The organism is Actinoplanes sp. SE50/110, assembly GCF_900119315.1.
GTDB lineage: Bacteria > Actinomycetota > Actinomycetes > Mycobacteriales > Micromonosporaceae > Actinoplanes.
Genome location: NZ_LT827010.1, coordinates 5,352,906 through 5,373,137 on the forward strand (window position 1 = coordinate 5,352,906; position 20,232 = coordinate 5,373,137).

The window sequence follows — 20,232 nt, forward strand, 5'->3', positions numbered from 1 at the left end:
CGGCCATGAGCACCCGTCCACTACTGGGCCGCGCTCACCCTCGCAGGGATCCTGCTCCGGGCCCGACCATGATCCGGGAGTCGGTTTCCAGCCCTCGTGCAGCGTTGTGGTGAGGGTCCGCTCGTTCACCCTGTTCGGTATTTCCCGCTCTCCGGAAGGGTGCCCTCTCGAAGACCATGGCGAACAGGGCGGCGATCAGCACCGCCGTGGGCACAGCGACCGCCACGAGCACCGGGAAGGAGCGGCCGAGCTGGTGGCTGACCAGCGCGACCACCGGCACGTGGAGCAGGTAGAGGCTGTACGAGGCGAGGCCCAGCCCGCGGGTCGGCCGGGCGCTGAGCAGCCGGGCCGGGCGGGCCGACACCGCGATCAGCAGCGACGCCACCGCGGGCCCGGCGAACAGGTCGATCCAGAAGTAGTGGTGTTCGGTCCAGACCGGTCCACGCCACGCGATCAGGGCGATCACCGGAGTGGCGGCGAATGCGGTCAGCCTCCACCAGGGCAGGCGCGGCGGCCGGCCGGCGACTCCGGCGGCGAGCAGCCCCAAGGTGAACAACGGGGCCATCTCCCAGGTGAAGCCGGTCGTCGCGGCCGGACCGGCGATCAGCACCGGCACGAAGGACACGCCCAGGGTGGCCAGCGCGCCGAACCGGGAGCGGACCAGGATCAGCAGCGGGAACGCCAGGTAGAGAGCCGCCTCGACGGCGATCGACCAGAACGCGCCGTTCGGGGCGGGCGCGGGGACGAAGTCCTGCAACATCAACGCATAGACGACAGCGATCCGCCCGTCGGCCCGATGGATCATCGGCAGTGGGCCGGCCAGTGTTGCCACGGCCAGACTGACCAGCAGCGCCGCCCAGTAGGCGGGGAGGATCCGCCGGGCCCGCCGCCGGGCGAAGTCGGTCAGGCCACCGAGGCGCCACCCGCGGCCGGCCGGGGCGAGGGCCAGGGAGAAACCGGAGAGGACGATGAACGCGACCACGGCGAGCCGGCCGTGGATCAGCCAGCCGCCCCACCACGGGCCGGTGTTGGCCGGGTAGCCAGGGAAACAGACCAGCCAGCAGTGGTGGATCACCACGTAGAGCGCCAGTAGGCCGCGCACCCCGTCCAGGCCGGCCACCCGGGCCGGCGGGGTCACCGGCGCGGCCCGTCGGCCAGGGCGAACGCGCCGGCCAGGGGGCCGTCGGCGCGGCGCAGGGCGGTGATGGCCCGGCTGGCCCGGCTCTTGACCGTGCCGATCGAGCAGTTCAGCTGGGCGGCGATCTCCTGCTCGGACAGGTTGGCCCAGTAGCGCAGCACCAGTACCACGCGCTGCCCGGCGGGCAGTTCCCGCAACGCCGCCAGAACCAGGTCGGCGGTGCCGAGCTGGTCGGCCACGTCGCCGGCGGCCGGCCGGTCGGGCAGCACCTCGGCCGGGATCTCGAAGCGCCACAGGCGGCGGCCGGAGCGCCAGGCCGCTCGGACCATCACCTGCCGGGTGTACGCCTCCGGGTCACCCTGCGGATGCAGGCGCCGCCACGCCCGGTAGGTCTTGACCAGGGCGTCCTGGGTCAGGTCCTCGCCATGGCCGCGGTCGCCGGTGAGCAGCGCGCCGTAGCGGACCAGGGCCGGGTAGCGGGCGGAGACGAACTCGCCGAAGCCGGGTGGCGCGGTGCGATCGCTCACCGTGCACCGATCCCCATCAGGCCCTGCAACCGGGCCAGGGCGGTGTCGCTGAGCAGCACCCGGCCGCCGTCCGAGGACACCGCCTCCTGGCATTTCGTGCCGAGCGCGATCACGACGGTGGTGGTCTTCGGCGAGCTGACCGGGAACGACATCGCGTCCGGCGACGGGGACGGGGACGGGCCCGGTGCGATCAGCGACAGTCGGGCGCTCAACTGCTGAGTGCCGGCACACGCGTCGCCGTCGCGCACGACCGCGGTCTGTTCGCGCAGCAGTCCGAGGACCGCGTTGACGGTCTTCGGGTCGGAGGAGATGCCATGACCGGCCGGCCGTAGTCTGCCCGAGGAATCGGGCATCGTCAGGTCGACCGAGCCGACCCTGGTCGGCACCTTCAGCGCGCCGCCCTCGCGGGGCGTGCTGCGGAACGTCTCCAGAATCCGCCGGGCGGTCGGGCCGTCCGTCCGGAACTGGATGAACACGTCGGACCAGGGCAGCAGCAGCTCGGCGGAGTAGTGGTACCCCTCGCGGCCGGGCGCCAGTTCCGCGTCCTCCGGCGACGACGGCATCCACCCTGGCTCGCCACCGGCGAGCGTCACGGATCGTGGCGTGGTGATCAGGTCGCCGGAGGAGAACGGTTCGGCGGCGGTGAAGAGCACAGTGCCGCCGGGATTGCGGCCGGCCGCGACCGAGATCTCCATCGGCGCGTACTGGCAGCCGCGGTTGTTCCGCACGATCAACATGATCGTCTCGGTCAGGTCACCGCAGGGCTGTGAAGCATCGTTGGTGACCACCCGCCACCCTGCCGGGACCGGAATCTCGACCGCGCCGGCCCGCACCTTGCCGTCGACCAGGCGGGGCCGCGAATCGGCGGTTCCGGCGGCGGTCGGTGTGAGCGGGCCGGCCAGCATCTGCCGGCCGGCGACCAGGCCGCCGGCCAGCAGCATCACGGCCAGGGTCGCCGCCAGCATGGTGCGCCGGCGGGCGGCCCGGCCGCGCCGGACCACCGTCGCGACCGGGTCGCGATACCCGGGCTCAAGCTCGGCGACCGCCTCGTCGAGCAACTCCCTGATCCGTTCCGTCACGCTCAGAACCCCCTTGCCGAACCGATCTCACCCCTTCGAAAGACATCGGCACGGCGAAAGGTTCCATCACCCTTGTCCGTACGCGTCCGCAGAGCGGGCTCGGCGGGGCTGATCAGCGGCGGCAGCCGCTCCCGGGGGCCCGTCGCACGCGTGGTCGGGTTCGGCGGTCAGGACGTGGCGGCGCCCGCGCCGAGGTCGAACTCGTTGCCCTCCGGGTCGCGCATGGTGATCCAGTGCCAGCCGAAAGCCTGGTGTTCATCGACCCGGGTGGCACCGAGTGTGAGCAGCCGGTCCACCTCGCTGCGCCAGTCCGGCACCTGGCGGGCGGCGAGGTCGAAGTGCAGCCGGTTCTTGCCGCGCTTGGGCTCCGGGACGGCGATGAACATCAGCGCCGGCGCGTTGCCGGTCGAGGCGGCGCCGTGACCGATGGTGGCGAATTCCGGGCCGGCGCCCGGGTCGACCGGCCGGTCCAGGGCTTCCGCCCAGAAAGCGGCCAGCTTCTGCGCGTCGGCACAGTCGATGACAATCTGCGCGATGGACAGCGGCATCAGGGAACTCCTTCAAAATCGATTACTTGTGTACGACATGAGCACCGTCACCCCGCAGCGACGACCGGCCAGCAGACCTCGGTCCGCAACTGATCCGGGTCATCGGTGTCCGCGGACGTGACCAGGTACTGTTCCCGGACCGGACCGGGCGCCCCGATCCCCTGCGCCAGCACCTGACGCCCCAGCCCGGCGTAGGTGCGGTCCAGGTCGTGACAGGGCCCGGCGTGCACGGCGACCGCATGCCGCCCAGCCGGCAGAATCCCCCACCGCACCCCCTCGCCGAGGATCCCGGCACGCTGCTCTCCGTCGTCCGCCGCCGGGAGGGCGGCTACCGGGAGGAAGGCCGTCACGCGGCCGCCGACCTGGAACCAGGCGAAGGCGTACAGCGCGCCGGACGGACCCCGCGGCACGAGACCGTGGCGGCCCGCGACGGCGTACAACCGCGGGTAGGCCATGGCACACCACGGGGTGAGGTCGTCCTGGCCGACATCACCGTCGATCATGAGGCAGTGCTGTTCCGCGGTGTCCCGGAAGATCAGCTCAGCGGTGTCCCCGCCGGCCAGCAGCGCCCGCAACGATCCGACCGCCGCGGCGGTCGCGGTCAGCTCCCGACGCAGGACGTCGAGGTGGGCGGCGATCACCGACTCCCGGGCCGGCAGATCGGGTGCCGACACCACCTGACGCACCCCGGCGACCGGCATCCGCACCTCGCGCAGCCGGCGGACCAGCTGGGCCACCTCCACCTGCTCCGGCGTGTAGTACCGATAGCCGGTCGACGGGTCGACCAGCGCCGGCTCCAGCACCCCGGCATCGTGATAGTGCCGCAACGCCTTGACCGTCAGATGGGTCAGCCGGGAGAACTCCCCGACCGTCAGTAACTCTGCCACCGCGACAGCCTGCACCCTCCCGCACGGGGAGAGTCAATCGGGCGGCCAGGTGGCCCGGGACATCGGCCACCGATCCTCCCGGCAGGACGAGCGGCGCGGAAGCCGGCGGCGGACCGTCGATCGGCGGGCGGCCGGTGCTCCACGCGGAAGCCCGAGGCGAACAGGCGGGTGCCGCGCCGGCGGGCCGCGCGCGGCAAGGGTGACCACTGCCTGACCCGGCCGCGCCTGCGGGTCGACGGCAGCCGGGCGCGGCCCGCTGATCAGGTTCTTCCCGAAAGACTGCCTTCGGTAGGGTCTCACGATGGGGACCACGCTGCCGGTCTATCGGGCCGGGTTGAACGACAGCACGCGGTGGGAGCGATTCGAGCCGCGGACCGGGGACATCGTCATCAGCGCGCCGTCGAAGTGCGGGACCACCTGGCTGCAGATGATCTGCGCACTGCTGATCCTGCAGGAGCCCGCGTTGCCGGCGCCGCTGACCACGCTGTCGCCGTGGCTGGACATCCGGCTGCGGCCGATCGGGGACGTAACGGCGACGCTCGCGGCCCAACGGCACCGCCGGTTCATCAAGACGCACACGCCGCTGGACGGGCTGCCGCGGTGGCCGGGCGTGACGTATCTGGTGATCGGCCGGGATCCGCGGGACGTCGGGGTGTCGATCGACCACCACCGCGCCAATCTGGACGGCACGGTCTTCGAGCGGCTGCTGGGTGGCGGCGCGGCGCCTCGGCGGCCGGCGTCCCGGCGGGAGCGGATCCTGCAGTGGATGCACGACGAGCGGCCGCCGACCGTCGGCATGGACACGCTGCGCACCATGGTTCACCACCTCGGCCAGGCCTGGGAGTGCCGCGCCGACCCGTCGGTGGTGCTGCTGCACTACGCCGAGCTGAGCGCCGACCTGCCCGGGCAGATGCGGGCGCTGGCCGGACACCTGGCTCTCGACGTGCCGGAGAGATCGTGGCCGGCGCTGGTGGGGGCGGCCGGCTTCGACGCCATGCGGGGCAATGCCGCACGGCTCGTCCCGGACGAGCGTCTCGGCCTGTTCACCAGCGAGACGGCGTTCTTCCGGTCAGGCCGGAGCGGGCAGTGGCGTGACGTGCTCACCGACGACGACCTGGCCGCCTACGACTCGGTGCTGCGCTCGGTGGCCGCCCCCGGATTCGTCGAGTGGTTGCAACGATAGGGCCCGGGGTGGCCTCGGGTCGGCGGTCTCCGACGATCCGCCGACGTTTGGTCGCTGGTCAACAGCGGAATAGGGCTTCGGTGCCCAGATCCCGCAGCCGTCGGTCTCCCCATCGCAGGTCCATCGGTCAGCAGGGCGGGATCAGGTGGTGAAGCCGACCCTCGAACCCTCCGGAAGCGGTGTGGACGATCATCAGCGAGCCGTCGCTCTGGCACACCGGACCCGGCGGCGATACTGGCGGCAGCGCGCCCTCAGCAGCCGGCTGCTCCATCGGCTCGGCGAACTGTCCGCCCACTCGCTGGCTGGTCTCGCGGTCGCCGGACTGGTCGTGGCCTGGCTGATCATCGGTGTGGTGATCAGCTTCCCCGGCTGGTGGGAGAACGCCCTGTATGTGACCAGCTCGCTGATCACCCTGACCATGGTGTTCACCGTTCAGCACACGCAGGCTCGGCAAGCCGTGGCACTGCAGCGCAAGCTCGACGAATTGCTGCGCGCCGTGCCGGCCGCCGACAACCGGCTGATCGCCCTGGAGGAGGTGCCGGAGCGGGAGTTGCAGGAGCTTCACCATCGCGACATCGCTTCGCGAGAGAACACGCCCGAAGCCCAGTGGCCATGATGGGCTGCGCCATCCGCGGGTCCACTCGCGAACCCGGTCGCCGCCTCCACGACATGGCGGCCGACTTCCGGAACCCGGACGGTGAGGTCGATCGAGAAGCCGGGGCTCAGACTGCGTCGAGCAGCGCCGCCAGCGGGCCGGGCCGGGTGTCACGCCGCGCGGCGGCCGCGGCGAGCAGGTGGGCGTAGCGGAGGTTGCGGCGCGAGGAGCTGCGGACGAAGCGGTGCATCTGCGCCTCGATCGGGCGGCCCCGCCAGGCGGGCTGGCTGCGGAACAGGTGGAAGCGGTCCAGGTCGCGTTCGGCGGCGAAGAGTTCCTCGACGCACGCGACGCCGACCGCGCGGATCAGCTCCTCCTCGAGGTCGCGGTCGCAAACGAAGTAACGGTCGGCGGGCAGGTGGGCCCGGAACGTCCACTGCTCCTGCCGATCGCACAGGCCGACGACCCGGAGCCGGGCGGCCGCCGGACCGAGGTCGCGCAGGTAGCGGCCGATGGCGTGGGCTCCGCCGATCGGCTCGATCCGCACCCGGTCGGCGTCGAGGTCGCGGCCCCGGGCGGCGGCCGTGGTGCGCAGCGCGATCCGGTCGCTGATCCCTTCGACCAGGATCAGCGCCCGGGCGTCCCCGTCGTCGGTCATGGCCGCATCCTCGCCTGACGGGATCGCCGGACGCCAGCCGTTTACGATGCCGGCAGCTGCACGGCGATCGCGTCGACCAGCTTGTCGAGCACGCCGGGGAACGCGGAGACGGCGATCTGCGGAAGGTGCTCGCGGACCGCGGCGAGATTCGGATATTCCTCCGGGGAGAACGTCGCATATGCCTGGGCGAGTGCCTGCCGGTCCGCTTCCTCCTGCCCCGGCGCCAATTCCGCGGCATCCATCGCCGCCAATGCGAGAACGGCGTCGATGAAGTCCCGGAAATGTCGCACCGCGTCCGGCGCGGGGAAGCCGGCACGCAGCAGCAGGCCGATGCCGATGTCGTCGGCGCGCAGCTCGTTGGGGCCGGCGGTGAACCGGCTGGCGCGCAGTGTGGCCAGCCGCGGGTGCCGCAGCATCGAATCATGCACGCCGCGGCCCATCTCGCGCAGCGCGGCCCGCCAGTCCGGCCCGGACTCGAACCCGGCGAGCGTCTCGCTGATCAGCCGGTCGGCGATGGCGATCAGCAGCGCGTCGAGATCGCGGAAGTAGCGGTAGATGGCCGACGGGTCGGCGCCGAGCTCGACGCCGAGGCGACGGACCGTGAGTGCGTTGCCACCGGGTGCCTCGATCAGTCGCAGCGCGGCATCGATGATCATGGACGGTTCGAGGATCACACCGCTGCGGGTGGGCCGCCGCCGGACCCTGCCGGAACTGCCCCGCGTGGTCGCCATTTCGGAACTCCTTATGTCAACGCATTGACCTAAGCGTACCGCACGCGGTTTCCTATGGCCCTGACCAGGGAGGATCAGCATGCGGGCGGACACACCGGCCTACGACCTTGACATCCGGACCGACGAGAAGCGGATTCGCGCCGCGCTCGCCGACGCGGCCCGGACCCCGTTCTGGCTCGAGGATCCCGGACGGCCCGTCCCGCTGCCCGCCCTGATCGGCACCATCGACACCGACCTGCTGATCATCGGCGGTGGTTACTGTGGGTTGTGGACCGCGCTCCAGGCGAAAGAGGCGGATCCGGCCCGCGACGTCGTCCTGGTCGAGGGCGAGGAGATCGGCTGGGCGGCCAGCGGCCGTAACGGCGGATTCGTCGAGGCCAGCCTCACCCACGGCCAGGAGAACGGCCAGCGCTACTTCGGCGAGGACCTCGCGGTGCTGGAAGGCCTCGCCGAGGAGAACTTCGCCGGCTTCCGCGACTCGCTGACCCGGCACGGCATCGACGCCGAGTGGGAGGAGAACGGCTCACTCGCCGTCGCCACCGAACGGCACCAGGTCGAGGAACTGCGGGCGGCGCCCGGTCGCTTCTACGACCGGGAGCAGCTGGCCGGCATCGTCAAGTCGCCGCTGTTCCGGGCCGGTTCCTTCCAGGAGACCGGCGCGGCCCTGGTGCACCCGGCGAAACTGGCCTGGGGCCTCAAGGACGCCTGCCGCAGACTGGGCGTACGCATCTACGAGCACACGCCGGTGACCAGACTCACCGATCGGGGCGGCACGGTCCGCGCCACCACCCGGATGGGCGTCGTGCGCGCCCGCCAGGTGGTGCTGGCCACCAACGGCTTCCCGTCGCTGCTCCGGCGCAACCGGATGCTGACCATCCCGATCTACGACTACGTGCTGATGACCGAGCCGCTCACCCCGGCGCAACTGGACGAGATCGGCTGGCACGGCCGGTTCGGGATCGGCGACTGCTCGCGGCAGTTCCACTACTACCGCAAGAGCGCCGACAACCGGATCCTCTGGGGCGGTTATGACGCGGTCTACCACCGCGGCGGCGACATCCGGCCGGAGTTCGACCAACGACCGGAAACGTTCGCCCGGCTCGCCGACCACTTCCTGCGCACCTTCCCGCAGCTCGGCGAGATCAGGTTCACCCACGCCTGGGGCGGCATGATCGACATGTCGACCCGGCTGGCCGCGTTCCAGGGCCTCGCGATGGGCGGCAAGGTGGCCTACGCCAGCGGCTTCACCGGGTTGGGCGTGGCCGCGACCCGCTTCGCCGGCGCCGTCATGCTGGACCTTCTCGCCGGGGCCGACACGCCGCGGACCCGGCTGCGGATGGCGACCAGGCGACCGATGCCGATCCCGCCGGAACCCATCGCGTACCCCGCGGTGCAGGTCATCCGGCGGGCGATCGCCCGCGCCGACCGTAACGGCGGCCGTGACGGCCTGATTCTCAAGACCGCCAACCTCTTCGGTTTCTCCTTCGATTCCTGACCAGAAACGATCAGGGGGTACGACGCGGCGAGCGCCGCCGCGCCGTACCTCCGCGTCACGCTCAGCCGATCGCGCAGGCCGTACCGTTCAGGGTGAACGACGCCGGCTTGGCGAACGAGCCGCTGTAGGCGCCCTGGAACCCGAACGACGTGCTGCCACCGGCCGGGATCGCGCCGTTGAAGCTCACGTTGCGCGCGGTGATCGCCCCGGAGTTGCCGCTCAGCGTCGCGTTCCACGAGCTGGTGATCGTCTGTCCGGCCGGCAGGGTGAAGCCGAGCGCCCACCCGTTGACCGCCCCACCACCGGTGTTGGCCACCGTGACGTCCGCGGTGTAGCCGGTGTTCCACACGTTCGGCGCGTAGGTGACCTGGCAACCGGAAGTGCCCGGGTTGGACGGGCTCGACGGGGTGCCCGGACCGGACGGCGCGCCGCCGCCGTCGACCGCCGCGGAGAAGTTGGTGACGGCCAGCCCGGCGCCGCCGATCCACGGCTCGAATCCGGCCTGGATGCTGGTCAGGTACCACGAGCTGGTGATCGCACCGCGGTTCTTCACGTCGTTGATGAAGTCGAGGACGCTGAAGCTCCAGCTGCTCACCGGCGACGGCGCCACATAGGAGACCACGGCGTTCGACCCGTTGCTGCCCTGCCACACCTCCCAGCTGCGCCCGCCGATGGTGGCGGTGGCGACCCGGGAGCCGATCGGCTGGATCGAGCCCTGCCGGTTGAACCAGATCATGATCTCCTGAGCGTTCACGCCGGTGGTGTTCGGCCGCGGGTCGAGCCAGATGTCGTACGCCGCGTCGTAGGTCGCCCCGGACACGAAGGTGTAGCTGATGCTGCTCGTCGCGCTGCTGATCGCGCTAACCCGCAGCGGCAGGGTGGTGCCCGGGGAGCAGTTGGTGTAGTGACATCCGTAGTAGACGGCCGGGTACGACACCGGCGCGCCGCTGGTGTTCCCGGTGCCCTGCTGGCTGGCGATCGAGAACCCGGTGCCCGTCACCGTGATGCACTGCTCGGCGCTGGTGCCCCAGCGGTTGTTCATCACGACGTACCGGCCGCCGATGGTGGTCGACCCGTACTGGTCGCAGATCCTGGTGTCGGCCTGCGCCGGGCTGGACAGCGTCAGCCCGAAGAGCCCGGACGCCACCAGGACGAGGGCGGCGACCAGGGCATGGTGCTTCCGTTGCATGGGAGTCTCCTTGAACGAGGAGTGGGAGCGCTCCCAAACCACGGTACAAGACATCGACATTTGTCGAAAGCCGAGCCGGTTCCGGAACCGGATCTCTCCGCTCCGGGCGGGAAGCGCGAGCGGCGACCGGGCTCCGGCCGATCCGGCCGGAGCGCGAGGCGCGGCAGTACGCGGACCTTCTTCGCGCCGGTGGGCAGCGAGCGACGCCAGAACGGACAAAGGCCGATTTTCGCCGCATACCTCTGCTATGGTGGGGCAGCGACGGGGGCCGCCGACCACCCTCCCGGGAACGCGATGACCGCAGTTCATTGACCAGCATAAATAGCCGCTTTAGGCTGCGGTCATTTGTTGCGTTTTCCGGGAAAGGAACGGGCATACGATGCGAATTCCGAGACCCGCGACCGTGGCAGCGGTGATCCTGCTGACCGCGGCCCTGACGCCGGCGCCGGCCGGGGCGGCCGGTCCACCGTCGTGCTCCGGCGCGGCCGGGTATCTGGGCACCGTGCCCAGCCCGGAGAGTTTCCTCGGCTTCCCGCTCGGCATCGGCCAGCAGCGGGTGGTCACCAACGCCGAGATCCGCGGCTACCTGGCGGCCGTCGACAAGGCTTCCGACCGGGTGGTCAGTGGCACCATGGGGACCAGCGTGCTGGGACAGCCGCTCGACTACGCGATCGTCTCCAGCAGCCGGCACGTCTCCCGGCGCAGCCTGGACCGGATCGCCGGACAGATCCGGGAGCTGCGGGATCCTCGGAAACTGAAGGCGGAGCAGGCGCGGCGGATCGCGGCCGGGGAGCCGGCCATCGTCTGGATCGCCGGGAACGTGCACGGCGGCGAGACCAGTGGCGCGGACGCCAGCCTCAAGACGCTGTACGAGCTGGCCGCGGGCACGTCCTGCGCGGTGCGGCAGCGCGACGACAACCTGATCACGGTGATCCTGCCGACCCAGAACCCGGACGGGCGGGACGCGAACCGGCGGCAGAACGAGTACGGGTTCGACCTGAACCGGGACTGGTTCGCGCGGACCCAGCCGGAGACCGACAGCAAACTGGAACTGCTGCGGAAATACCCGCCACAGGTGTTCGTGGACGCGCACGAGATGGGCGGACAGCGGTATTTCTTCCCGCCGGACGCCGACCCGATCCACCACGAGATCGCGGACGCGCCGGTGGACTGGATCAACCGGATCGGGGCGGCGAACAAGGCGGCATTCGGCTACAACGGGGCGTGCAGCGACACCGTCACCACCGAGTGCTATTTCAATTACGACACGTACGACCTGTTCTACATGGGGTACGGCGACACGGTTCCGGCGACCGGATTCGGGGCGGCCGGAATGACGTACGAGAAAGGCAGTGCCTCCTCGGTGCAGGACCGGGTGCAGCAGCAGTACAACACCCAGTGGGCGACCCTGGGCTGGGCCGCGGCGAACCGGCGCGAGGTGCTGACCGGCTACTACCGGACGTGGAGTGACGCGGTCGCCGAGGGCCGCGCCGGCAAGCTGGAGCCGAACCAGGTGGTGCAGCCGGAGAACCAGGTGCGGTTCCCGGTGCCCGACATCCGAGTCCGGTCGTATTTCCTGATGCCGGGCAGGCAGCTCGCCGACGTGCGACGGCTGGTCGACCGGCTGCGGCGGATGGACGTCGAGGTGTACGAGGTGCGCAAGGCGGTCACGATCGCCCACGCACGGATCTTCGGCGGGCGTACGGCCGATGAGGTCGTTGTTCCGAAGGGCGCCTACTGGATCCCGATGGATCAGCCGCAGAAGCACTGGATCCAGGCGACGCTGGGCGAGGATCCGTACGTCCCGTTCCCGTATTTCTACGACGTCTCGTCGTGGAGCAATCCGCTGCTGATGGGGATCGACACCGTCTACACCGGTGACGATGTGCGCCCACGGGGCAGCCTGGTGACCGGCGTCGAGGGCGGGGCGAGCGGGCGGGGGCGGGTCTACACGTACCCGCTGGATTCCGCCTCGGCGGCGCAGTTGACCTTCCGCCTGCTCGGTCGGGGAATCGCCGCGGTCCGCGACGGGAATCTGGTGCGGGTACCGGCCTCGGCGGTCACCCCGACCGTCGACCGGCTGGCCCGATCGTTGGGTGTCACCCTGACGCCCAGCGCGCGGACCGGCGGGACCGCGCTCACCACACCCGACGTCGGGCTGTTCCGCGGCGCCGGGGTGTCCACCACGTCCGGCTCGTACGGCGAGGCCCGCTACCTGCTCGGCAGCCGCTGGGGGCTGAACCTCACCCCGGTGACCAGCGCCGACATCAACGACAACACGCCCGCGTTCACCCGGCGCAGCGTGCTGCTGGTGCCCGACGGCAGCAACCCGACCGGTGGACTGACCGCCGCCGGACAGGCCAACCTGCGGGCCTGGATCGGCGCGGGGCACACCTACGTCGGTCTCCGCAACGAGGGCACCCGCCTGGCCCGGGCCGCCGGGCTGACCTCGACCACCGAGAAGCCGCAGCCCGACGACTACCTGGTGATCGGCTCGCACCTGCGGGTCGACGTGAACCCGGCCAGCCCGGTCGGCACGGGCCGGCCGGCCGCGGACTTCGCGTTCAACAACGGCGACCCGATCCTCACCCCGAGCACCACCGGCGTGAACGTGCTGACCTATCCGAGCGACGGCACATTCTGGCACAACGGCTACACGGTGCACGAGGACGTGCTCAAGGGCACCTCGGTGGTGGTCGACGAGCCGACCGGGGCGGGGCGGGCGGTGCTGTTCGCGAACGACCCGCTGTTTCGCGGGTACACCGAGAGCGGCATGCAGCTGGTGGCCAACGCGCTGCTGTACCCGGCCGGGAACCCGAAGCCGGCGGCGCGCACGGCGAGACCGGAACCGGCGAGGGCGGCCGCGGCCGCGCGGCCGGCGGCGCCGAACCTGGGCGGCGAGTGGCGGCCGGACCGGATCCAGGTGGCGGTGGCCGACCTGGCCCGCACCCGGAGCGTGGTGAGCCGGTACACGAGCACGGCGACGGTGGCGGTAGCCGGCGACTCGGCCTACCTGACCATCCCGAACCCGGACGGCCTGCAGTTCGACGAGCACCCGTATCTGCGCGACCTGATCGCCGACCTGCGCGCCGCCGGTATCCCGCTGCGCTCCATCGTGGCCTGAGCTAGCTCGACCCGCGCACGGTCAGCGTCGTCGGCAGCCGCCGCGGCGCCGGCCGGGCCGGGTCGAGCAGATGCCGGACGGCCGCGGCCGCCTCATCCTCGGCCGGCATGAACACCGAGGTCAGGTCGGCGGCCTCGGCCAGGGCGCTGCCGTCGAAACCGACCACCGCGACATCCTCCGGCACCCGGCGGCCGGAGGCCCGCAACGCCTGCAGCACACCCATCGCGGTCACGTCGCAGGCCGCGAAGATCGCGTCCAGGTCCGGGGCGCGGTCCAGCAGTTCGAGGGTCGCCGCGTACGCCCGGGCCCGGGTGAAGTCACCGTCGGCGGCCACCACCTCCCGGCCGGCCCCGGACATCACCCGCAGGAACCCGGCACGCCGTTCCCGCGCGCACGGCGTCGCCGGCCCGAACACCGCGCCGACCCGTTTCCGGCCGCTCATCACCAGGTGTGCGGCGGCCTGGAACCCGCCGCCGTCATTGTCCGGCGCGACGAACGTGACCCCCGGCGCACAGCGGCCCAGCGCCACCGTCCGACCGCGGCGCGCATACGCCGCCCCGGCCGCCCCGGAGATGTTGATCAGCAGGCGTCCGAACGGCGGATCGTCGTCCGCGGCCGGCGGCACGTCCACCCGGCGCACCTCCAGCGCGATGTCCTGCCCGTCCACCGCGGTCATCGCCCCGGCCAGCACCCGGCCGTAGAACGGCTTGACGCCCATCGCCGCCGGATCCGGATCGACGATCAGGATCTCGATCCGCTCGCGGCGGCCGCCCCCGCCCCGCCCGGTCGCCAGCGCCCGCGCCGCCGCGTGCGGCTCGAACCCCAGCCGCCGGGCCACCGCGCGCACATGCTCGCGCATCTCCGGGGAGGTGCCGTACGCCCCGTTGATCGCCCGGGAGGCGGTCGCCCGCGACACCCGGGCCTCCCGCGCCACGTCGGCGAGCGTCGCCCGTTTCTCCATGACCCGACGATAACCTGATCGACACGAGTGGGTCAGGGCCGATCCGCTGGGCCTCGACCCGGGGTGGCGGCGCGCTGACGAAAAGCCTCTCCGAACTCGCCCCGCAGCTCCACCGGGACGAGGTCCGCAATCGCCTGCTGGAGTGTCCGGTCGATCGGGTGCCCCTCCTCCTCGTGAAGTCGGTCAAGCACATTCACCGCCCAGATTCCCCTGCTCAATCTGTAGGCGACGATGGACCGGATGAAGTGCACGAAAGCAACGTCGTGCCGGCCGGAGAGGCATATCACATCACCGAGCTGGAAGCCGACGACGGCGCACCCGGACAGTTCGCCCAGATCCACGAAGGTGTCGAGCGCCTGCTGAAAGTACTGTTCCGCCTGCTCGACTCGATGTTGTGCCACCGCGACCAGACCGAGCTGGTGGTAGGTGCTCGCCGCGCCGATTCGATCACCAGAGTTGATCTCGATATCGAGAGCCAACCGGTAATAGTAGACCGCCTTGTCGAGCGATCCCTGCTGGAAGGCGGACATACCGAGCTGGTGGTACGTGAAGGCCATCTTGTGCCGGTCGTTGAATTCGGTGGCGATGGCGAGCGACTGTTCGAAGAATTCATTGGCGCGATCCCATTCCCCCTTATCGGAAAAAATGATCCCGAGCTGATGGTAGGGGGCTGCGAGTTCCTGCCGAGCACCGGACTCACGGATGAGATCGGCGGCCTGTCGATAATAGTCTTCCGCTACTTCCAGGCCCCCCTCCTCGTGCGCGACCATACCGAGTTGGTGGTAGGAAGTGGCCGCAGATTTGCGGTCGTTGTGCTCCAGGCTGATGTCGATGGAGTCCTGGAAATACTGCTTCGCCTCCGCAAAACGGCGCTGCTCCTGCGCAATCTTCCCGAGCTGGTTGAGGGTGACGGCCTCATACTCGCGGAGCCCGAGAGCCCGCTTCATGTCCAATTCCAGCTGGTAATGATAAGTTGCGTCGTCCAGTTGCCCCTGCGTCAGGGCCGCGTTGCCCGCAATGTTGTGCAGATCCAACAATTCCCATCGATCGTCGGCGGTTTCCGGTTCGGGGAGTCGCTCTATCGCCTGCTCCAGCAGAGCCCGGCGGACGTTGTGCTGATGTTCCACATCGAGGTACATGTTGAGGGCGCGGACGACGGACAGGACCGGCTCCCCCGCCCCTTGCGCATAGTGGAGGGAAGCCATGAGGTTCGCATACTCGGCCTTGACCATTACACGGCCGAGCGCGCGCCGATAGGGGTCACCGGAAAGAACGGCATCCTGCATGAAAGCGGCACAGTCGACGTAAAGGCGGTAATGCGCGTGACGACACACCCGCTCCAGGTCCGGATCACCGCGGATTCGATTCCGGAGAAAGTAGGGGAGGATGGGTACGGTCTCCACGAATCCAGTCAACTCCGGATGCGCACGGGCGAGGCCGACACTACGCAGCTCGGCGACCGCACCGGCCAGATCAACTTCCCCGATGTTCACTTCCCCGGCGCCGGCGCGCAACTCATTGACGTAAATGTGCAACACCGGAACCGGAATGCTACCGGTGAACGGCGCCAGCAAGAGAATGGACTCCTGCAGAGCCGGGTCGAGCTTGCCATGGCTGTATTCGATCGCACGACGAGCGGCCATCGACGGATCGACGGCATCACCGCCGCTGCCGAACTCGGCGAGGATCCGGGCCGGCGGCGTGCCGGCCAGCTGCGGCATGATCACCGTCATCGGCAGCGGATAGCCGTCGATCAACCGCATCAGCTCGCTCAGCGCCTTACGCTGCTCGTCATCGACGGTGTCACCCAGCCACCGGCTGCCGCCGTGCCGCGCCACGATCCGCTCCAACAGGGCCGTGGCGGCCTGTGGATCCAGACCTGGCAGGTGGTGGACGCCGCCGGCAAAGGTCGACGTCGCCAGCCACTCCTCGGCCTCCCGCGAACCCACCAGCACCAGCGTCCGCCCGCCGCGCAGGCCGGACAGGAAGCGGGCCAGCCGGTCACGTTCCCGCTCCGGGAGCGCGTGCGGGATCGCCGCCGGGCTGGCCGTGATCGACTCGGCGTTGTCGATCACGATCAGGTGCCGGGTGGCGCGCAGCCGGTCGATGATCAGGCCGGTCCGGGCCGCCGGGCCCAGCGACTCCCAGGCCGCGAACTCCGGCGCGGGCAGCAGCTCGTGCGCGATCTGGCGGGTGATCTGCTCGGCCGTCCAGGCCCGCTGCTCGTACGAGAAGGAGAAGACCTGCTCGATCAGTCCGGTCCGCTGCCACCACCAGCCGGCGTGCGCGAGCAGGGTGGACTTGCCCGCCCCGGCCATGCCACGGACCAGCACCTGGGTGCGCTCAGGATCGATCAGCAGCAGCCGTTCCAGGGCGTGCAGGTCGAGGTCACGGCCGACGAAACCGTAATCCACCGCGGGCGCCACGCTCACCTGCTCGCGACGCCGGTAGAAGACCTCCTGCTCGCCGGCGGTCATCGGCCGCAGGTCCAGCCGGGACTCCCGCTGGGCGAAGACGACCGGCAGGATCCAGTCCTCCAGATCGAGATCCTGTTCGAAGTGTCCGCGACGCGCTTTCACGTCGTGCAGGGCCGGCGGGCCTCGTACGCCGCAACGACCGGGTCGTCGCCGGCCGCGAGCCGGCCGTACAGCACCGGCATCGCCTGTTGGGCGGCGCTGACCGTGACCGAGTACGCCATGCCGATCGCGACCGGCGCCCCGGCCGCCACCAGGTCCTGCGCCAGGCTGGCCTCGCCGCCGTCCTGCATCGCCGACTGGCACGCGTTCAGCACCGCCACCGCCACCCGGTGCTCGGCCAGCAGCTGCGCCACCTGATCGGCCGGCACCGGCCGTGCCCGGCCCACCGTGCCGGTCTCGAAGAACAGGAATCCCTGCCGCGCGTCGGCGGGCCGCTCGCCCGGCTCGAACAGGTAGCGCCCGGAGGTCACCCCGGAAGTCATCGCCTCGGCCGTCCCGAACCCGCCGTGCACGTCGAAGTGGACCACCTGATACCAGCCCTGGCCGTGGTCGCGCGCGGCCGTCCGCAGCGTCTCGCGCAGCGCCTCCCAGGTGCCGGGCCGAACCAGGTCGACGGTGACCGGCAGCCGGGTCCGGCCGATCGCGTCCAGCAGCGGCTGCGAGATCGTCCGGTATCCCACGTCGCGGGAGCCGAACGGTCGCGCCGTCACCACCAGGATGTTCAGCGTGGGTGCGGGGTCGGGCAGCCGGTACGGCAGCGGCACCCGGGTGTCCTGGCGCACCAGCGGCATCCGCAGCGCGAGCCGCTCCCCCCGCTCCGGATCGCACAGCGTCTCCCAGTGCAGCCGCTGGAAGGCCGCCGACCCGCGCACCAGCAGCCGGCAGCCCTGGAAACCCTGGTCGAAGGCGCGGCGGTAGCCGTATCTCGCCTCGCCGGCGAAGACCTGCCGGAACAGTGCGCGACCGTATTCCGCCACCACCTCGGCGGCCTGCCGCTCCAGGTCCCGGTCCAGGAACGGGAACTGCAGGTGCTGCTCGAAATACCAGGCCAGCAGCTTCTCGTCGCCGTCGTCGACGGGCGCGCGGACGGTCACGGTCTCGCCGCCGGAGTCACCGAACTCGACCCGGGCCGCGAACGAGCCGTCGTCCGCTGCCGACAGCTCCCGCACCACGATGTCGACGCCCGCCGCGCGGTTCATCACTCCACTGTGCCAGCCCCCGCGACGGGAACGACCGACAGGAAGTGCGATCAAAGGGAGAACGGGCTGTAGCCGTCATCGTCGCAGGTGCGGTTGGCACCGCGCGCGACGCCGTCGATGTCGCCGGGGCCGTCTTGCTCACAGTAGAACCGGCCCCGCGCACCGCACGGGTGGGCACCTGCCTGCCGGCGTCGCCCGCGATCGTCCGCAGGCCGTTCGGGATCGGCATGACCACCGTGGAACGGGTGCGGGTCGAGCGGCTTCCGGGTGGCGCCTCATCGAGGACGGGCACCCGGTAGGCGGAATGGTCGAGCACCGGCTTGCAGGTGGTGGCGGTGAACCTCTACGGGACGAGGCGTCAGCGGGTGATGCGGGCGAGCCGGGCCGCGGTGGGCCGGTTCACGGCGCCCTGCACGGCCAGGCTGCCGGCGACCGCGAGACCGATCCGCAGCGGGCGCCCGGCCTTGAACGAGCCGTGCGTGAAGTACCGGTGGTGACCGGCCGTGGTGCCCAGGCAGGTCAGCGTGCACCAGCCGACGGCCAGCGCCAGATCGAGCCGGCTCAACCCTCGGCCCCAGGCGAACGGGACGGCCGCGAGCAGCGCCACGAACCGCACGATCACGAACAGGTGGACGGTCACGTGGGCGGGCAGCGGACGCTTTCCGTCCAGTATGGCCCGCGGCGACCCGTCGCACCGTCTGCGGTGAGGGACATGTCGACCTGCCTCCGCCGTAGGAATTTCGCGCCGAATCTACGGCCCGCGGGCGGCCGTCCGCGTTCAGATGCGTGAATTCCCGCAGATCAACCGGTGGCGTCGGGGGCACTCACCGCTTCCCGGCGCGACCGTACGGCCGTCACCACCGCGGTCACCGCCAGCAGCCCGGCGCCGGTCAGGAAACCCGGGCCGGGACCCCGGGACTCGGCGATCGTCCCGGCCAGCGCGGCGCCGGCCGCCCCACCCGCCGTGGCGGCGACGTTCAGCCAGGTGCCGGCCTCGGTGGCGGACCCGTCGGGCGCGGCGTCGTCGGCGGCCAGATAGGCGACCACATAGACCGGCCCGACCGCCGTACCCGTCAGGCACAGGACGAGACCCAGCATGAGCAGCCCGGCGGCCGCCGCGGCGACGGCCAGACCGGTCGCGAGCACACCGGTCAGCAGGGCGAGATGGCGCAGGTGACGCCGGCCCGCGTGTTCGCGGCGGCCCCAGAGCAGGCCCCCGGTCACACTGCCGACGGCCAGCGCCGCCTCCAGCAGGCCGGCCGCTCCCGGGGCGCCACGGTCCTCGGCGAAGGCGGCCAGGCAGGTGTACGCCGCGCTGGTGCCGGTCCCCACCGCCAGGATCGTCACCACCAGGCCCCGCAGGGCAGGCGAGCGCAGCGGCCCGGTGTCCACCAGCCACCGATGGCCGCCCGGGTCGTCGCCGGTGGGTGGCCGCCGGTCCCGCGCCGGTGGGGTGGCGACCATGCCGAGGGTGCCGGCCAGCAGCAGGGCCGCGGTCAGCAGCAGAGCCCAGCGGGCCGGCCCGGCCGCCACCAGCAGGCCGGCGAGCAACGGCCCGGTCAGGTACAGCGCCTCCTCGACGACCGAATCGAGACCGTACGCCCGGGCTTTGAGACCGGTGCCGGCCGTGAGCCGGCGCCAGGTGGCCCGCATCGCCGGCCCCAGGGGCGGCGCGGCCAGGCCGGCCACGGTGATCAGCGCGACCAGCGCGGCGGGCCGGGTGACCATGGCCGCGCCCGCCAGGGCCGCGGCACAGGTCAGCGCCAGCGGCGGCAGGACGGCGCGCTGGCTGTGCCGGTCGGCCAGGCGGGCCTTGAGCGGCAGCAGCACGGCGGTGACCCCGAAGCCGGCCGAGGCCAGGCCCGCGGTGGCGAACGAACCGGTGGCCTGCTGGACGGTGAACAGGGTGGCGAGTGGGAACAGCCCGTAGGCCAGCCGGGCGCCGGCCGCGGGCACGAAGGTGCGCACCGCGTACGGCAGGGCCAACACGGCGCGGTAGCCGCCCCCGCCGGTCACGACCGGGCGGTGCTGAACGCCACGTAGATGATCAGCAGCGCGGGCACCAGCAGGCCGTACGCGGCGGGGCGGTCCAGCAGCGGCTTTCCCGGATCGAGCGTCCGGTCGTTGGCCGGGCGGTCCGCCTCGGGCAGCGCCGCGATCCGGGCGCGCCGCACCGTGTTGAGCACCAGCACCCCGGCGGTGACGAAGAACGAGCCCAGCCCCCACCAGCCGCGCAGCAGCGTGCGTCCGGTGATGTCGCGGTACGCCGCGAGGCCGCACTCCCGGCAGAACGGGCCGTGCACCCGGCTGAAGCGCATCAGCACGATCATGCCCTCGTGCCCGTGGAAGGTGACCTCCGCGGCGGGCGCCCGGTGGCAGATGCGGCACGAACTCTCGGACAAGGCATTCCCCCGCTGGTGACAACCATGATCAATATGGTC

The 20,232-nt window shown here is 71.2% G+C and carries 18 protein-coding genes; 4 read left to right on the plus strand and 14 right to left on the minus strand.

Annotated features, from left to right (window positions below):
- Window positions 1–34: 34 nt before the first annotated feature.
- The 5 genes from ACSP50_RS24020 to ACSP50_RS24040 all read right to left on the minus strand — a co-directional run bounded on the left by ACSP50_RS24020 (window position 35) and on the right by ACSP50_RS24040 (window position 4,179).
- Window positions 35–1,138 (minus strand): acyltransferase, encoded by a 1,104-nt coding sequence (locus ACSP50_RS24020; protein WP_014691877.1) that lies wholly within the window; start codon window positions 1,136–1,138, stop codon window positions 35–37.
- The gene (locus tag ACSP50_RS24025; protein ID WP_014691878.1) at window positions 1,135–1,665 is read right to left on the minus strand and encodes a SigE family RNA polymerase sigma factor; all 531 of its coding nucleotides are present in this window, start codon (window positions 1,663–1,665) and stop codon (window positions 1,135–1,137) included. The genes ACSP50_RS24020 and ACSP50_RS24025 overlap by 4 nt, the downstream gene beginning before the upstream one ends.
- A complete protein-coding gene (locus tag ACSP50_RS24030) occupies window positions 1,662–2,744 on the minus strand; it encodes a hypothetical protein (RefSeq protein WP_014691879.1) in 1,083 nt (360 codons plus the stop codon). Before ACSP50_RS24030 ends, ACSP50_RS24025 begins: the two co-directional genes overlap by 4 nt.
- Window positions 2,745–2,911: 167 nt before the next feature.
- A complete protein-coding gene (locus ACSP50_RS24035) occupies window positions 2,912–3,292 on the minus strand; it encodes a VOC family protein (protein ID WP_014691880.1) in 381 nt (126 codons plus the stop codon).
- A 47-nt stretch (window positions 3,293–3,339) separates the two neighbouring features.
- Window positions 3,340–4,179, minus strand: coding sequence for a MerR family transcriptional regulator (locus ACSP50_RS24040; protein WP_014691881.1), 840 nt, complete (start codon window positions 4,177–4,179; stop codon window positions 3,340–3,342).
- 301 nt (window positions 4,180–4,480) lie between these two features.
- Between ACSP50_RS24040 and ACSP50_RS24045 the strand changes: the two genes are divergently transcribed.
- Together ACSP50_RS24045 and ACSP50_RS24050 are read left to right on the plus strand one after the other, a co-directional pair.
- A complete protein-coding gene (locus ACSP50_RS24045; RefSeq protein WP_014691882.1) occupies window positions 4,481–5,362 on the plus strand; it encodes a sulfotransferase domain-containing protein in 882 nt (293 codons plus the stop codon).
- A gap of 148 nt (window positions 5,363–5,510) precedes the next feature.
- Window positions 5,511–5,978 carry a low affinity iron permease family protein gene (locus ACSP50_RS24050; protein WP_157432796.1) on the plus strand — a complete coding sequence of 156 codons (468 nt, stop codon included), beginning with the start codon at window positions 5,511–5,513 and terminating at the stop codon, window positions 5,976–5,978.
- A 106-nt stretch (window positions 5,979–6,084) separates the two neighbouring features.
- Here the strand turns inward: ACSP50_RS24050 and ACSP50_RS24055 are convergent, their stop codons facing one another.
- A complete protein-coding gene (locus ACSP50_RS24055; protein ID WP_014691884.1) occupies window positions 6,085–6,615 on the minus strand; it encodes a TOPRIM nucleotidyl transferase/hydrolase domain-containing protein in 531 nt (176 codons plus the stop codon).
- Between the two features lie 41 nt (window positions 6,616–6,656).
- Window positions 6,657–7,346: a TetR/AcrR family transcriptional regulator gene (locus ACSP50_RS24060; protein WP_014691885.1), complete on the minus strand. Its 690-nt coding sequence runs from the start codon at window positions 7,344–7,346 to the stop codon at window positions 6,657–6,659.
- Between the two features lie 79 nt (window positions 7,347–7,425).
- Here ACSP50_RS24060 and ACSP50_RS24065 point away from each other — a divergent pair, with 79 nt between their 5' ends.
- Entirely contained in the window at window positions 7,426–8,841 is a 1,416-nt protein-coding gene (locus tag ACSP50_RS24065; protein WP_014691886.1) for an FAD-binding oxidoreductase, read from the plus strand.
- Window positions 8,842–8,902: 61 nt separating this feature from the next.
- On the opposite strand, the gene ACSP50_RS24070 is transcribed toward ACSP50_RS24065, so the two are convergent.
- Window positions 8,903–10,030 (minus strand): cellulose binding domain-containing protein, encoded by a 1,128-nt coding sequence (locus ACSP50_RS24070; protein WP_014691887.1) that lies wholly within the window; start codon window positions 10,028–10,030, stop codon window positions 8,903–8,905.
- 379 nt (window positions 10,031–10,409) lie between these two features.
- Between ACSP50_RS24070 and ACSP50_RS24075 the strand changes: the two genes are divergently transcribed.
- On the plus strand, window positions 10,410–13,154 hold the full coding sequence (locus ACSP50_RS24075) for a M14 family zinc carboxypeptidase (protein WP_014691888.1): 2,745 nt from the start codon (window positions 10,410–10,412) through the stop codon (window positions 13,152–13,154).
- A 1-nt stretch (window position 13,155) separates the two neighbouring features.
- On the opposite strand, the gene ACSP50_RS24080 is transcribed toward ACSP50_RS24075, so the two are convergent.
- The 6 genes from ACSP50_RS24080 to ACSP50_RS24105 all read right to left on the minus strand — a co-directional run bounded on the left by ACSP50_RS24080 (window position 13,156) and on the right by ACSP50_RS24105 (window position 20,193).
- Window positions 13,156–14,115, minus strand: a complete 960-nt coding sequence (locus ACSP50_RS24080) for a LacI family DNA-binding transcriptional regulator (protein ID WP_014691889.1) — start codon at window positions 14,113–14,115, stop codon at window positions 13,156–13,158.
- A gap of 32 nt (window positions 14,116–14,147) precedes the next feature.
- The gene (locus tag ACSP50_RS24085) at window positions 14,148–16,694 is read right to left on the minus strand and encodes a tetratricopeptide repeat protein (protein WP_052311706.1); all 2,547 of its coding nucleotides are present in this window, start codon (window positions 16,692–16,694) and stop codon (window positions 14,148–14,150) included.
- A complete protein-coding gene (locus tag ACSP50_RS24090; RefSeq protein ID WP_052311707.1) occupies window positions 16,691–17,791 on the minus strand; it encodes a CHAT domain-containing protein in 1,101 nt (366 codons plus the stop codon). Before ACSP50_RS24090 ends, ACSP50_RS24085 begins: the two co-directional genes overlap by 4 nt.
- A 358-nt stretch (window positions 17,792–18,149) precedes the next feature.
- Complete coding sequence (locus ACSP50_RS24095; protein ID WP_014691890.1) at window positions 18,150–18,431, minus strand: acyl-CoA desaturase; 282 nt, start codon at window positions 18,429–18,431, stop codon at window positions 18,150–18,152.
- Between the two features lie 161 nt (window positions 18,432–18,592).
- Window positions 18,593–19,807 (minus strand): MFS transporter, encoded by a 1,215-nt coding sequence (locus tag ACSP50_RS24100; RefSeq protein WP_014691891.1) that lies wholly within the window; start codon window positions 19,805–19,807, stop codon window positions 18,593–18,595.
- Window positions 19,804–20,193, minus strand: coding sequence for a hypothetical protein (locus ACSP50_RS24105; RefSeq protein ID WP_014691892.1), 390 nt, complete (start codon window positions 20,191–20,193; stop codon window positions 19,804–19,806). Before ACSP50_RS24105 ends, ACSP50_RS24100 begins: the two co-directional genes overlap by 4 nt.
- Window positions 20,194–20,232 lie beyond the last annotated feature (39 nt).